General features: G+C 40.4%; 15 protein-coding genes. 8 read left to right on the top strand and 7 right to left on the bottom strand.

The window, feature by feature from the left end; all coding sequences use genetic code 11:
• Positions 1-130: 130 nt before the first annotated feature.
• From CBI42_RS03640 to ftsY, 3 genes are read left to right on the top strand one after another with little or no spacing between them, the layout of a single operon-like run.
• Complete coding sequence (locus tag CBI42_RS03640) at positions 131-922, top strand: Cof-type HAD-IIB family hydrolase (RefSeq protein ID WP_094753271.1); 792 nt, start codon at positions 131-133, stop codon at positions 920-922.
• Positions 922-1,740 (top strand): Cof-type HAD-IIB family hydrolase, encoded by an 819-nt coding sequence (locus CBI42_RS03645; RefSeq protein WP_033681724.1) that lies wholly within the window; start codon positions 922-924, stop codon positions 1,738-1,740. The genes CBI42_RS03640 and CBI42_RS03645 overlap by 1 nt, the downstream gene beginning before the upstream one ends.
• A 3-nt stretch (positions 1,741-1,743) precedes the next feature.
• A complete protein-coding gene (ftsY, locus tag CBI42_RS03650) occupies positions 1,744-2,991 on the top strand; it encodes a signal recognition particle-docking protein FtsY (RefSeq protein WP_094753272.1) in 1,248 nt (415 codons plus the stop codon).
• Between the two features lie 44 nt (positions 2,992-3,035).
• Here ftsY and zwf read toward each other — a convergent pair whose 3' ends face one another.
• The 3 genes from zwf to CBI42_RS03665 form a co-directional block, all read right to left on the bottom strand.
• Entirely contained in the window at positions 3,036-4,523 is a 1,488-nt protein-coding gene (gene zwf / locus CBI42_RS03655) for a glucose-6-phosphate dehydrogenase (RefSeq protein ID WP_094753273.1), read from the bottom strand.
• 150 nt (positions 4,524-4,673) lie between these two features.
• Positions 4,674-5,414, bottom strand: coding sequence for an amino acid ABC transporter ATP-binding protein (locus CBI42_RS03660; protein ID WP_001096316.1), 741 nt, complete (start codon positions 5,412-5,414; stop codon positions 4,674-4,676).
• A complete protein-coding gene (locus CBI42_RS03665) occupies positions 5,414-7,579 on the bottom strand; it encodes an ABC transporter substrate-binding protein/permease (protein WP_094753274.1) in 2,166 nt (721 codons plus the stop codon). The genes CBI42_RS03660 and CBI42_RS03665 overlap by 1 nt, the downstream gene beginning before the upstream one ends.
• Before the next feature lie 173 nt (positions 7,580-7,752).
• Here CBI42_RS03665 and CBI42_RS03670 point away from each other — a divergent pair, with 173 nt between their 5' ends.
• From CBI42_RS03670 to CBI42_RS03690, 5 genes are all read left to right on the top strand, one after another.
• Positions 7,753-8,706, top strand: a complete 954-nt coding sequence (locus tag CBI42_RS03670) for a CPBP family intramembrane glutamic endopeptidase (protein WP_094753275.1) — start codon at positions 7,753-7,755, stop codon at positions 8,704-8,706.
• 76 nt (positions 8,707-8,782) lie between these two features.
• Complete coding sequence (uvrB, locus tag CBI42_RS03675; RefSeq protein WP_094753276.1) at positions 8,783-10,771, top strand: excinuclease ABC subunit UvrB; 1,989 nt, start codon at positions 8,783-8,785, stop codon at positions 10,769-10,771.
• 9 nt (positions 10,772-10,780) lie between these two features.
• Positions 10,781-11,407, top strand: coding sequence for an NAD(P)H-dependent oxidoreductase (locus CBI42_RS03680; RefSeq protein ID WP_094753277.1), 627 nt, complete (start codon positions 10,781-10,783; stop codon positions 11,405-11,407).
• 14 nt (positions 11,408-11,421) lie between these two features.
• Complete coding sequence (locus CBI42_RS03685; protein ID WP_094753278.1) at positions 11,422-11,910, top strand: GNAT family N-acetyltransferase; 489 nt, start codon at positions 11,422-11,424, stop codon at positions 11,908-11,910.
• Positions 11,911-11,982: 72 nt separating this feature from the next.
• Complete coding sequence (locus CBI42_RS03690; protein WP_094753279.1) at positions 11,983-12,450, top strand: 8-oxo-dGTP diphosphatase; 468 nt, start codon at positions 11,983-11,985, stop codon at positions 12,448-12,450.
• On the opposite strand, the gene CBI42_RS03695 is transcribed toward CBI42_RS03690, so the two are convergent.
• The 4 genes from CBI42_RS03695 to coaC form a co-directional block, all read right to left on the bottom strand.
• Complete coding sequence (locus tag CBI42_RS03695) at positions 12,447-12,962, bottom strand: transcription repressor NadR (RefSeq protein ID WP_094753280.1); 516 nt, start codon at positions 12,960-12,962, stop codon at positions 12,447-12,449. The two genes, CBI42_RS03690 and CBI42_RS03695, sit on opposite strands and share 4 nt — an antisense overlap.
• Before the next feature lie 11 nt (positions 12,963-12,973).
• Complete coding sequence (locus CBI42_RS03700; protein ID WP_094753281.1) at positions 12,974-13,501, bottom strand: ECF transporter S component; 528 nt, start codon at positions 13,499-13,501, stop codon at positions 12,974-12,976.
• A gap of 177 nt (positions 13,502-13,678) precedes the next feature.
• The gene (locus CBI42_RS03705) at positions 13,679-14,242 is read right to left on the bottom strand and encodes an ECF transporter S component (RefSeq protein ID WP_000747412.1); all 564 of its coding nucleotides are present in this window, start codon (positions 14,240-14,242) and stop codon (positions 13,679-13,681) included.
• A complete protein-coding gene (coaC, locus tag CBI42_RS03710; protein ID WP_001284133.1) occupies positions 14,226-14,777 on the bottom strand; it encodes a phosphopantothenoylcysteine decarboxylase in 552 nt (183 codons plus the stop codon). The genes CBI42_RS03705 and coaC overlap by 17 nt, the downstream gene beginning before the upstream one ends.
• Positions 14,778-14,788 lie beyond the last annotated feature (11 nt).

Genomic DNA, 14,788 nt, shown 5'->3' on the forward strand with positions numbered 1-14,788 from the left:
ATATTGGTTTTATGGTATAATAAATAAGATTAGACAGATTGAAGAAATAAAGGGGTATACATAAATCGTTACAAGATGCACACCCTAAATGCCCTTTGCACACCCCTAATTCAAAAAAGGAGATAATTGTATGATAAAACTCATTGCAACAGATATGGACGGAACCTTCCTAGATGGTAATGGACGCTTTGATATGGACCGCCTCAAGTCTCTCTTGGTTTCCTACAAGGAAAAAGGGATTTACTTTGCAGTAGCTTCAGGGCGCGGATTTCTATCTCTAGAAAAATTATTTGCTGAAGTTCGTGATGACATTATTTTTATCGCGGAAAATGGCAGTTTGGTCGAATATCAAGGTCAGGACTTGTATGAAGCGACAATGTCTCGTGAGTTTTATCTATCAACTTTTGAAAAGCTGAAAACATCACCTTATGTAGATATCAATAAACTGCTCTTGACGGGTAAGAAGGGTTCTTATGTGTTAGATACGGTTGATGAGACCTATTTGAAAGAGAGCCAGCACTATAATGAAAATATCCAAAAAGTAGCGAGTTTGGAAGATATCACAGATGACATTTTCAAATTTACAACCAACTTCACAGAAGAAACGCTAGAAGCTGGGGAAGCTTGGGTTAATGAAAATGTCCCTGGTGTTAAGGCCATGACAACTGGCTTTGAATCCATTGATATTGTTCTGGACTATGTCGATAAGGGAGTGGCCATTGTTGAATTAGCTAAAAAACTTGGTATCACAATGGATCAGGTTATGGGTTTTGGAGACAATCTTAATGACTTGCATATGATGCAGGTTGTGGGACATCCTGTAGCTCCTGAAAATGCACGACCTGAAATTTTAGAATTAGCAAAGACTGTGATTGGTCACCATAAGGACCAGTCGGTTATAGCTTATATGGAGGGCTTATAATGGCAGATATAAAATTGATTGCATTGGACTTGGACGGGACCTTGCTGACTACTGATAAAAGGTTGACGGATCGCACCAAGGCAACCTTGAAAGCTGCGCGTGATCGTGGTATCAAGGTCGTATTGACAACTGGTCGTCCCTTAAAAGCTATGGATTTCTTTCTCCATGAGCTAGGGACTGACGGTCAGGAAGATGAGTATACGATTACTTTTAATGGTGGTTTAGTTCAGAAAAATACAGGTGAAATCCTTGATAAGACAGTCTTTTCATATGATGATGTAGCACGCTTGTATGAAGAAACAGAGAAATTATCACTGCCTCTTGATGCCATCTCAGAAGGAACTGTTTATCAAATTCAATCAGACCAAGAAAGTCTTTATGCCAAATTCAATCCAGCTTTGACTTTTGTTCCAGTGGACTTTGCAGACTTATCTAGTCAAATGACTTATAATAAATGCGTGACCGCCTTTGCTCAAGAACCCTTGGATGCAGCTATTCAGAAGATTTCTCCAGAATTGTTTGACCAATATGAAATCTTTAAATCACGTGAAATGTTGCTAGAGTGGTCACCAAAGAATGTTCATAAAGCAACAGGTTTGGCAAAACTAATCAGCCATCTAGGAATCGACCAAAGCCAAGTTATGGCTTGTGGCGACGAGGCCAATGACCTCTCTATGATTGAATGGGCAGGGCTCGGTGTTGCCATGCAAAACGCTGTTCCTGAAGTCAAGGCAGTCGCAAATGTAGTGACGCCAATGACCAATGATGAAGAAGCTGTCGCCTGGGCTATCGAAGAATATGTGCTAAAGGAGAACTAAGATATGGGATTATTTGATCGTCTATTCGGAAAAAAAGAAGAACCTAAAATCGAAGAAGTTGTAAAAGAAGCTCTGGAAAATCTTGATTTGTCTGAAGATACAGAAGCTGAGGAAGTTTCTCAAGAAGTAGCAGAAGTTGAAAGTTCTGAAGAAGATCTGCTCCAAGAAGAGGAAAATCAAAAGACAGTTGAAGAAAGTCTGGATTCAGAGCCAGCTGTAGAGGTTCATCAAGAAGAAATTACTGAGGAAGAAAATCCTGAGTTCATAGAAGATGAAGAAGAAAACAGCATTGAAGTTCTTGAAGCAGAAAGGTCTCAGTTAGAAGAAACTGTTCAGGAAAAATATGACCGCAGTCTTAAGAAAACTCGTACAGGATTCGGTGCTCGCTTGAACGCCTTCTTTGCCAACTTCCGTTCTGTTGACGAAGAATTTTTCGAGGAACTGGAAGAACTGCTGATTATGAGTGACGTTGGTGTACAGGTCGCTTCTAACTTAACAGAGGAGTTACGCTACGAAGCCAAGCTTGAAAACGCCAAGAAACCTGATGCTCTTCGACGAGTTATTATTGAAAAATTGGTTGAGCTTTATGAAAAGGATGGCAACTACGATGAAAGCATCCACTTCCAAGATGGCTTGACAGTCATGCTCTTTGTTGGTGTTAATGGTGTTGGGAAAACAACTTCTATCGGGAAACTAGCTCACCGCTACAAACAAGCTGGTAAAAAGGTCATGCTGGTTGCGGCAGATACCTTCCGTGCAGGAGCAGTAGCCCAGCTTGCTGAATGGGGCCGTCGTGTTGACGTTCCAGTTGTGACTGGACCTGAAAAAGCTGACCCAGCCAGTGTGGTCTTTGATGGTATGGAACGTGCTGTAGCTGAAGGTATTGATATTCTCATGATTGATACCGCTGGTCGTCTGCAAAACAAGGACAACCTCATGGCTGAGCTGGAAAAGATTGGTCGTATTATCAAACGTGTTGTACCAGAAGCACCACATGAAACCTTCTTGGCTCTTGATGCATCAACGGGTCAAAATGCCCTGGTACAGGCCAAAGAATTTTCAAAAATTACCCCTTTAACAGGAATTGTCTTGACTAAGATTGATGGAACTGCTCGAGGTGGTGTTGTTTTAGCCATCCGTGAAGAACTCAATATTCCTGTAAAATTGATTGGTTTTGGTGAAAAAATCGATGATATTGGAGAGTTTAACTCAGAAAACTTTATGAAGAGTCTCTTGGAAGGCTTAATCTAATCAGAAGCAAAAATCCTGCAAGCTACAAACTTGCAGGAAATTTTTTATTCTAAACGACCATCTTGACGATAGGCGATATCTGGTTGCCAAGTCCATTTGGCATCGAATTTTTCAAGTAAGTCAAAGCTGGCTTGTGGTCCCATGCTTCCAGCTTTATAGTCATGAAGTGGGGCACCATTTTCAGCCCAGAGCTCTTCGATACGGTCAATCAATTTCCATGACGCACCAACTTCATCCCAGTGGCTAAAGTTAGTTGAGTTGTTATTTAATACATCATAAATCAATTTCTCGTATGGTTCTGGAGAAGCACCAGTTGCGGTCGCGTCTGTACGGTAATCAAGTGAGTTAGGAGCCAAGTTGAACTCTTCTCCTACTTGCTTCCCATTTAGGCTAAGAGAGAAGCCTTCTGTTGGTTGAATATAGATGGTCAAAATGTTTGGAGCAAGTGGTTCTCCAAAGATAGAGTCCATTTGTTTAAAGACGATGTTGACATGAGTTCCTTTTTCAGTCAGACGTTTACCTGTACGGAAAAAGAAAGGAACGCCGCGGAATCGATCGCTGTCTACAAAGAAAGCACCAGATGCAAAGGTTTCAGTTGTTGATTCTGGATTCACATTTGGCTCGCTACGATAAGAGATGTATTTCATGCCATCAATCTTACCTGAACGGTATTGACCACGGATAAAGTGTTCTTTAAGCTCTTCATCTGTTGGATGATAGAGGTTTTTAAAGACCTTAATCTTCTCAGCACGAATCTCGTCTTTTGTGAAGCTGGCTGGCTTGTCCATGGCAAGGAGAGAGAGCAGTTGTAGAGTGTGGTTCTGTACCATGTCACGGAGGGCACCAGATTTGTCATAGTAGCCACCACGTTCTTCTACACCCAAGCGCTCTGCAAAGGTAATTTGAACATTGTCGATAAAATCTTTGTTCCAAACGTTTTCAAAAATCAAGTTTGCAAAGCGAACTGCAAAGATGCTTTGAATCATTTCCTTACCAAGATAATGGTCGATACGGAAAATTTGTTCTTCGTCAAATGTTGCTAGGAGCTCGTCATTTAACTTGCTTGCAGTTGCGTAATCTGTACCAAACGGCTTCTCAACGATTAAACGTTCAAAACCTTTACCATCCACAATGTTTTCAGATTTGAGGTGTTTGGCAATAGTTCCAAAGAACTGAGGCGCCATTGACAAGAAGAAGAGCTTGTTGTGTTCAGCTTGGTACTTGTCATTTAGTTCAGCCTGCAATTGACGCAAAGCAATGTAGTGTTCCGTATCATTGACATCATGACTTTGATAGTAGAAGTGGCTAGCGAACTCCTGAGCCTGTTCGGTACTATCTGCCAAATCAAGGATGGATTCGACTACAACAGATTCAAAATATTCCTTGCTCCAAGGACGACGGGCAGTTCCAATGACAGCAAAGTGCTCGGAAAGATTGCCGGATTTATATAGTCTAAAAAGGGAAGGGTAGAGCTTGCGTTTAGCCAGGTCTCCACTCGCACCGAAAATTGTAACAATAACCTTAGATGACATCTAGCTACCTAATTTCTATTTTTATTCCTAGTCTTGCTAGGTATGAGGAAACCTCATTTCATAAACTTAATTCTAACATAATTTTCCGAAAAATCAAAAAATCCAATACGAGATAGAAAAAAACTGCAAGGAAATCCTTACAGTTTGACTTTAGACGTTTAAGACCTTGTCCAAGAACTCTTTCAGACGTGGGTGCTGTGGGTTATCAAAGATTTGATCAGGTGTTCCGTCTTCAAGGAATTCACCATCCGCAGTAAAGATAACTCGGTTGGCAACCTGACGAGCAAATCCCATCTCATGGGTTACGATAATCATGGTCATACCTTGCTCAGCCAATTCTTTCATAACGTTTAGTACGTCTCCGACCATCTCAGGGTCAAGGGCAGAAGTTGGTTCATCAAAGAGCATGATGTCTGGATTCATTGCTAGTCCACGAGCGATAGCCACACGTTGTTTTTGACCACCTGATAGGCTATCTGGATTAGCATTAGCTTTATCTGCTAGCCCAACCTTCTCAAGCAACTCCATTCCCAATTTCTCAGCTTCTTCCTTAGTCATCAACTTGTGCTCAATTGGAGCAAAAGTAATGTTGTCCAAAACAGACATATGTGGGAAGAGGTTGAAGTGTTGGAAAACCATTCCGATATTTTCACGGACGTGGTCAACGTTGGTTGTTTTTTCAGTTAAGTCATAACCGTTCACAGTGATGTGACCACTCGTAACTTCTTCTAAAAGATTAAGGCTACGGAGGAAAGTTGACTTACCAGAACCTGAAGGACCAATGATACAAACGACATCTCCTTCATAGAACTTAGTCGTGATTCCTTTTAAAACCTCATTTTTTCCATAGTGCTTGTGTAAATCATTTACATCAATTTTTAATTTTGCCATTAACGAATCCTCTTTTCTAAGCGTTTCGCTAGTCTAGTCAAAAGTGTGATAATTACAAGATAGAAGATAGCAAGGATTGCATACATCTTGAAACTTTGGTAGTTACGGGCAATGATAATCTTACCAGTTTGGAAGAGTTCCACCAAACCGATAGCAGATACGATAGTTGTATCTTTAAGAGCGATAACGAATTGGTTAACAAAGTTTGGCAACATCAATTTAGTTGCTTGTGGCAAGATAATCTTACGCATGGTTTTTCCATAAGAGATCCCCAAGCTTCGGCTGGCTTCCATTTGGCCAACTGGAACGGCCTGAATACCACCACGAACGATTTCAGCGATATAAGCCGCTGCATTGAGCGATAGGGCAATAGTACCAGCTACGAAATCGTTAATTGGACTTTGTTGTCCTGTGATAGACTCGATGAAGTTTGGAATTCCCCAGAAGATGAAGGCTGCAAGAATCATCAATGGAATACCACGGATAACGTCAACGAAAATCTCAGAAATCACACGAAGAGATTTGTATGGGCTAACGCTAAACATACCAAAGATAATTCCGATAACAATGGCAATAGCAAATGAGATAAGAGCTAGAGCAAGAGTGATACCAAGCCCGCTAAGGAGTTGTTTGTAGTTGTTTTGAAGCAAGCCCCAGATAGTTGTCTCATCAACAGTGCTTGTTGAAGCAGTTGAAGACTCACTAGCTAGGTATTTATCAAGAATCTTTTGGAATTCTCCGTTTGCTTTAAGGTTTGCAAGTCCGTTGTTGAACATTTGAATCAATTCTGGATTTGCTCCTTTTTTAACGGCAAAGGCTGTTTCACCGATTGGAGTTCCAGCGATTGGTGTTTTCAATTTTTGTCCTTGGCTGATAGAATATTTGAGAACAGGTTCATCATCCATAACGGCATCAATGGCACCAGTGTTTAAACTGTCATACATTGAAGAACCATCAGCAAAAGTTTTGATTTTGTAACCGTATTTGCTTTGATTTTCTGTTAGGAAGGTTTGAGAGGCAGTTCCGTTTTTAACACCAACTGTCTTTCCTTTTAAATCTTCATAAGAAGCAATGGTGCTTGATTCTTTGACACCAAGGATAGTATTAGCAGTGTAGTAGGATTCTGAGAAGTCAAAAGTTGCCTTACGAGCATCTGTAACAGACATACCAGCAATGATACCATCTGCTTGACCAGCTTGGACAGCACTGATAGCTGCATCGAAACCTGGATTGGTAATTTCAATTTCAAAACCTTGATCTTTAGCGATTGCCTTAATCAATTCCATATCAATACCAGTAAATTGGTTGCTTGAATTTTGGAAAACAAAAGGTGCAAAAGAAGAATCACTTGCAATGATGTATTTGGCTTTAACAGGAGTTGCTTTTAGACCAGCTGCAGTCGTTGTAGTTGGCACTGCTGAAGATGATGAAGCAGTCCATTTCTTGATGATTTTATCAAGACTACCATCTTTTTTCATTTCAGCCAAGGCTTGGTTAAATTCAGTGACTAGGTGCTCGTATTTGCTTCCTTTTTTAACACCGAAAGCAAAACTTCCTACAGCTTCACCATCCATTTCAATATGGAGGTCTTGGCCTTGGTTAATGGCATACTCGATAACAGGTTTGTCATCCATCATGGCATCGATGGCACCAGCACTCAAGCTGTTGTTCATCAAATCACTAGTGTCAAATGTTTTAATAGTAAAACCGTATTTATCTTTGATTGTTTCAAGAAAACGTTGAGCAGCAGTTCCGTTTTTAACACCAACGGTTTTGCCAGTTAATTGGTCGTACTTGCTAATCTTGTGTGCCTTTGTAGTTGCAATGACAACTTTTGTATCATAGTAAGTATCAGACATGGTGAAGACTTTTTCACGTTCTTTAGTCTTTGTCATCCCTGCCATGATAGCGTCAGCTTGACCAGCTTGAACCGCATTTACCGCTGCATCAAATCCAGGATAGGACAACTGAATATTCCATCCTTTAATCTCAGCGACTTTGTTGATAATGTCTACATCAATTCCTTTATAAGTTTGATCTGAATCTTTAAACTCAAAAGGTGCATAGGCGGTATCAGACACAATCTTAATAGTTTCTGCCTTTGCAATACCTAATGAGAAAATTGGGAATAAAATTAGCAAAAATGCTAGAAATTTTTTCTTCATTTTTAGTCTCCTTTTCCGAATATTTTCCCATTATATCAGAAAAAACTAAAAAATGCAAATCTAGGAGCTTTTATGTTAGAAGATATAACATAAAAGCCCTTTATTTCTTTCTTGAACTGCTATCACAAAGTGCTATAATAATAGTATATAATAGAAGAAAAGAGGACGGAGATATGAAGAACAAAAGAATTTTTAAAGACTTCCAAGATTCTCAAATGCGGTTAAACCTCTACACAAGCCCCTTGTTAGCCTTTGTTTTTGTCTTTATAGGAGAGTTTGTGGCTTATACTTTATATGGTATTAGTTTGTTAGCTCTCATTGGACTTGCTAGAAATTTTGGAGAGGCTGGTCAAGCTTTTGCAACTTACTTGCAGACCTTGCAGCAGGGCTTGATGGATAAAACAAGTGACTTTCATTTAATTTTAGAATTGCTGGCCTTTGGTTTTATTCTCAACACTGTGTTCAGATGGACTAAAAAAGTTGAGAAAAGACCTATTCGAACTTTGGGATTTTATAGAGAGAATTTCCTCAGCAATCTTCTGAAAGGATTTGGGCTAGGTCTGGCACTTTTTCTTCTGACCTTGTTAGGTTTAGTAGCATTAGGGCAATATCGTTTTGAGTCCATTCATTTGAATCCTTATTCGCTTGCCTTTGTCATTTTTACCATTCCATTTTGGATTTTACAGGGGACAACAGAAGAAGTGGTGGCCCGTGCTTGGCTCCTTCCTCAATTGGCTTCAAGAACCAATCTAAAACTAGCTGTTGTTATATCTAGCCTATTCTTTACCCTGCTTCATGTGGGAAATTCTGGTCTCACACCTCTATCTCTAGTGAATCTCTTTTTATTCGGAGTTGCCATGTCACTTTACCTCCTCAAAACAGATACAGTTTGGGGTGTAGCAGGTATTCATGGGGCTTGGAATTTTGCTCAGGGAAATTTATTTGGGATTTTGGTTAGCGGTCAGCCGTCAGGAACATCGCTAATGACCTTTTTACCACAAGGCGATCAGAGCTGGCTATCAGGTGGCTCTTTTGGCATAGAAGGTTCTGTCATGACAAGTCTAGTCTTGCTACTGCTGATTGTCTATCTTGGCTATAAATTAAAGAAAGAAAATGAAAGGATGTGACTTAGGTCCGTCCTTTTCTTCGTGAAAATGTTACAAGTATGCTAAAATAGGAATAGCACATCGAGAGAGGATTCTTATGATTAACCGCATTACTGACAATCAATTTAAACTAGTATCAAAATATCAACCATCAGGAGACCAACCCCAAGCTATCGAACAGTTGGTTGATAATATCGAGGGGGGAGAAAAAGCTCAGATTCTGATGGGGGCGACGGGTACAGGGAAGACCTATACCATGAGTCAGGTCATTTCCAAAGTCAATAAACCAACTCTGGTCATCGCCCACAATAAAACTCTAGCAGGACAGCTCTATGGGGAGTTTAAGGAATTTTTCCCTGAAAATGCAGTTGAGTACTTTGTGTCTTACTATGATTATTACCAACCTGAGGCCTATGTCCCTTCTAGTGATACCTATATTGAAAAAGATAGCTCTGTCAATGATGAGATTGATAAACTTCGTCACTCAGCGACTTCGGCCCTTCTGGAGCGTAATGATGTTATTGTCGTTGCCTCTGTCTCTTGTATCTATGGTCTGGGTTCGCCCAAGGAATACGCTGATAGTGTCGTTAGTCTCCGTCCAGGTCTTGAAATTTCTCGTGATAAACTCTTGAATGACTTGGTTGATATCCAGTTTGAACGTAATGATATTGATTTCCAACGCGGAAGATTTCGTGTGCGTGGAGATGTGGTGGAGATTTTCCCAGCTTCCCGTGATGAGCATGCCTTTCGAGTAGAGTTCTTTGGAGATGAGATTGACCGTATCCGCGAAGTGGAGGCTCTGACAGGTCAGGTGTTGGGAGAAGTGGATCATTTAGCGATTTTCCCAGCTACTCACTTTGTGACCAATGACGACCACATGGAAGTGGCCATTGCTAAAATTCAGACTGAGTTGGAAGAGCAGTTAGCTGTCTTTGAGAAGGAAGGCAAACTGCTAGAAGCCCAGCGTTTGAAACAGCGGACAGAGTATGATATTGAGATGCTACGCGAGATGGGCTATACCAATGGGGTTGAGAATTATTCTCGCCACATGGATGGACGGAGCGAAGGAGAGCCTCCTTATACCCTCTTGGATTTCTTCCCAGATGATTTCTTAATTATGATTGATGAGAGTCACATGACTATGGGGCAGATTAAGGGCATGTACAATGGTGACCGCTCGCGTAAGGAAATGCTGGTTAATTATGGTTTCCGTTTGCCGTCAGCTCTGGACAATCGTCCTCTCCGTCGTGAGGAGTTTGAAAGCCATGTGCACCAGATTGTTTACGTTTCAGCGACACCTGGTGACTATGAAAATGAACAAACAGAGACAGTGATTGAGCAAATCATTCGTCCGACAGGGCTTTTGGATCCTGAGGTGGAAGTCCGTCCGACTATGGGACAAATTGATGACCTCTTAGGTGAAATTAATGCCCGTGTTGAAAAGAACGAGCGAACCTTTATCACCACCTTGACCAAGAAAATGGCAGAAGACTTGACCGACTACTTCAAGGAAATGGGCATCAAGGTCAAGTACATGCACTCGGATATCAAGACCTTGGAGAGGACGGAGATAATTCGTGACCTACGCTTGGGTGTCTTTGATGTCTTGGTTGGAATCAACCTCCTTCGTGAAGGGATTGACGTTCCTGAAGTGAGCCTCGTAGCGATTCTCGATGCTGACAAGGAAGGTTTCCTTCGTAATGAACGTGGACTTATCCAGACCATTGGACGTGCTGCCCGTAATAGCGAAGGGCATGTCATCATGTATGCTGACACGATGACTCAGTCTATGCAACGTGCCATCGATGAAACGGCCCGCCGTCGTAAAATCCAGATGGCCTATAATGAAGAACATGGTATTGTTCCACAAACCATTAAGAAAGAAATCCGTGACCTGATTGCCGTGACCAAGGCAGTTGCTAAGGAAGAGGATAAGGAAGTCGACATCAATAGCCTCAACAAACAAGAACGCAAAGACCTCGTCAAGAAACTAGAAAAACAAATGCAAGAAGCCGTCGAAGTGCTTGACTTTGAACTCGCAGCTCAGATTCGTGATATGATGCTGGAAGTCAAGGCGTTGGATTAGGGGAATTTTATGAATATTTTAGTTATCAATGGACATCCTGATAAAGAAAGTTACTGCCAAGCAATTTTTCAAACGATTGTAGAAAACATAGATTCAAAGAACCATGAACTTGAAATGATTAATCTTAATGAAGAAGAGTTTGATCCTGTTTTACGTTATGGTTATCGACAAAGGATGGAGGAAAATCCGTTTATACTACGCTCTCAGGAATTAATCCAGTGGGCAGATCATTTCATTTTTGTTTATCCTATTTGGTGGAGTAGTATGCCTAGTCTATTGAAGGGGTGGATTGATCGTGTTTTTACGCCAGGCATTGCATACTCTGCAAATAATCGAGGAAGCTTTATTTTGAACTACTTGAGAGGTAAACAGTTTAAAAAGTTACTAAAAGGAAAAACAGCTAGTATCTATGCAACATCTATGGCACCAACTTGGTGGTACAAAGTATTTTCAGGTCCAGTTAACATTCCAGACAGTTATGGGATATCAGTATTAAAGAATGCGGTATTGAATCATTGTGGCATAAAAACAAAGAGGGTTTCAATCTTAGGAGAGTTAGGACGTGAAGTGAATACAAGTTCAACAAGAGAAAAATTTCTACAAAAAGTAGCAAAGGAAGTCAGACTGTTGGATTAAGGAGGAGAAAATAAATGACGGTTATTATCAAATCAATGGAAACTCCTGAAGAGATAGAATGGAAATCCCTTGTTCACTGGCAAACGTGGAGAGAGGCTTATGATGACCTTTTGCCTGCAGAATTTCAGGAGACAATGACATTAGAAAGATGTCGATTCTTTAGTCAAAAGTATCCAGAAAATACATTGATTGCGATAGATGGTAAGAAGGTAGTTGGTTTTATCAGTTATGGAAACTTTCGTGATGAGACTATTCAAGCTGGTGAAATTATTGCTTTATATGTTTTAAAAGACTATTATGGAAAAGGTATCGCACAAAAGTTAGTTAGAGCAGCTGTGACTGCTCTTAATCATTTTTCTGAAATTTTCTTATGGGTATTGAAAGATAATAAGCGAGCCATTTCTTTCTATCAAAAAATGGGTTTTACTTTTGATGGACAAGAAAAGATGCTTGAACTCGGAAAGCCTATAAAGGAAAAACGGATGGTATTCCATTTTAAATAATTTTAAAAAGTAGAAGCTAATGGTACTGGTCCCAAGTCTGAAAATTTAATAAATTAGAAAGCGAGTAAATTTATGTCCCGTTCTCAATTAACAATCTTAACAAACATTTGTCTAATAGAAGACCTAGCAACTCAGCGAGTAGTGATGCAGTACCGCGCTCCTGAAACCAATCGCTGGTCTGGTTATGCCTTTCCAGGAGGCCATGTAGAAAATGGCGAGTCTTTCGCAGAGTCTGTCATTCGTGAAATCTATGAAGAAACAGGATTAACTATCCAAAATCCTCAACTTGTCGGCATTAAAAATTGGCCACTAGATACAGGTGGGCGCTATATTGTCATTTGTTATAAGGTGACAGAGTTTACTGGAACTCTTCAATCTTCAGATGAAGGAGAAGTTTCTTGGGTTCAAAAAGACCAGATTCCAAACTTGGATCTGGCCTATGATATGCTACCCTTGATGGAAATGATGGAAGCTCCTGACAAGTCAGAGTTTTTCTACCGTCATCGTACAGAAGACGATTGGGAAAAGAAAATTTTCTAATCCTTTACCAAATAACCAAGTTTATCCAAGGCCTCCTCAATGTAGTGGAGGTCTTGTTGTGTTTCGGCTTCGACTAGGTGATAATGGATGCCATCTGTCAATTCAGATAAAGGTTTAAAATCAGAATGCTCGACTTGTTCTAGAAAATGTTGCACATCTCTGCGACAAGACAGTTTCAGCAAGGTTTCAATTTCTCCATAGACGGGATGGTCAATCAAGGTATTTTGAACACGTCCACCATTATCAACGATAGCAAGGAGTTCTTGACCGATTTCTTCAACTTCATGTTTCACTTTGAAAAGTTTGTGAACATAAGGATTGGTTTCAATTTGCTTATAGATGTAGCCACGATTGGTGGATAGGATAGGAGCGCCATCGGCTCTTAAAATTGCAATGTCCTGTACAATGACCTGGCGTGTAACATGAAAATGTTCAGCTAAACTTTGGCCATTGAGGGCTTTAGGAGCTTCTTTCAAGAGTTGGAGCAGGGCTTGTTTGCGATCTTTTGTCATAGTTCTTCCTTTTACCGGCGTTTTCGAAGCACTTTATAGACAGCTAGTGCTAATGTATAGTCTACCATACTATGGATAATTGTGCCCAAGCCAACTAGCACAAATAGAACATAAAACATATTTTCTACATTGGTACCGGAAGTTGCGTAAAAAAGGACACAGGCTAATACTTCAGCAAGGGCATGAACGACAGCTAAAACAAAGTTGAAAATCCAAGAAGATTTTGCTTTATCTAGGGTATCGGGAAATTTCTGTAGGTACAGAGCTCCTAAAGTACCAAAAAAGATATGTGAAAAGGCTCGAAAAACGATAACCATAGGATAGCCAGCCATCAAAAATCCAAAACTAGAGGCTAGGATGACAAAAACTGCCATCAAGGGCGATAAGAACATGGCAATAAAAATAGCGATGTGGCTCCCCAAAGTGTAAGAAGCAGGTGGAATGACGATCTTAAAAGGCATGACAATGGGAATCAAAATCGCAATAGCCGTTAAGAGGGCTGTCATTGTCATAAATTGTGTCTTTTTCCGTGTATTCATAAGAATCTCCTTTTTATCTGTATATACACTAGTATAGTACAATAAACAAGACAATAAAGCAAGGATTTACTTAGGTATATAAGTCATTTTAAGTTAAAAACTCGTAAACATTTCACTAAAAATCCAAACTATACAGAGCAAAATCTCCACCTTCAAGCATGAAAGCGGAGATTGTTTTTATTTCTTCAATGTTTGTAGCCTTGGGACAATAGCTAGGGTTAGAACCGCAGAAATGACTAATTCGGCAATGGAGTTTGTTGAGATAACAGTTGCTAGGAGTTTTTGGATATTACCATCAAAGACATTTCCAAAAAGGTAGAAAATTCCACCAAGTACAAAGACTGTGTTGGTAAGTGAACCAAGGGCACCAGCTAGAATCAGACCAGTTTTATTTTTCATCAGTTTATAAACTAGATACGGAGTCAAACCAATCAAAATACGTGGGACGATGGCAATGATAGCTGAGTAGATGTTTCCGTTTGGTACAAATGGGGAGAAGAGGTAACTTGTCGGTAGAATTGTAATCGTGTTAACCGTTAAGCTAAGCAGCCCCATCAAAAATCCAAGTGTAACCCCAACTCGTGGACCGTAGATAATGCTGGCAATAATGACAGGAATATGAACGATAGTCGGTTTGATTGGAAATGGAAAAAGGTTAAAGATAAGTGAGCTCAGAAAGTGTATCACGAGCATGGTTGCAAAAAAGATAGCAATGGGTGCAATATTAGAGCGTTTTTTCATCGAGAGTTTCCTTTATTCTTTCTAAAATAATTGTGAGGTCGGCTAAAGCTCCTCGTCCGTGGTCTCCACAAGCTAGTAGGGATTCCTTAGGAGCAATCAGCTGATAGCCGTAGGCTTCTAATGTTTTCAGATTAGCCTGAGTTGCTGGATGGTCATACATTTTTGTATTCATAGCAGGAGCTATTAGTTTGGGAATATGACTTGGCAGGGCTAGAGCTGTACAGGTCACCATATTGTCCGCAAAGCCAAGGGCTAGTTTTGCAATAGTGTTAGCAGTTGCAGGGGCTACGATGAATAAATCTGCTTTTTTTCCAAGTTCGATATGATTGACTTGATCAGGATAGGGTTCCTTCATGGCATCCAAGTGGACGGAATTCCGTGAGAGTACCTGTAGTGTCAAAGGTTGGATAAACTCTGTAGCAGCCTGGGTCATTAAGACAGTGACTTGATGACCTTGTTTTTTTAGAGAACTGACTAAATCTGCCGACTTGTAAGAGGCGATTGAGCCCGTTACAGCCAAGAGAATGTTTGCCATAGCTTTCCTTT

It is taken from the genome of Streptococcus sp. KR (assembly GCF_002238115.1).
Classification (GTDB): domain Bacteria; phylum Bacillota; class Bacilli; order Lactobacillales; family Streptococcaceae; genus Streptococcus.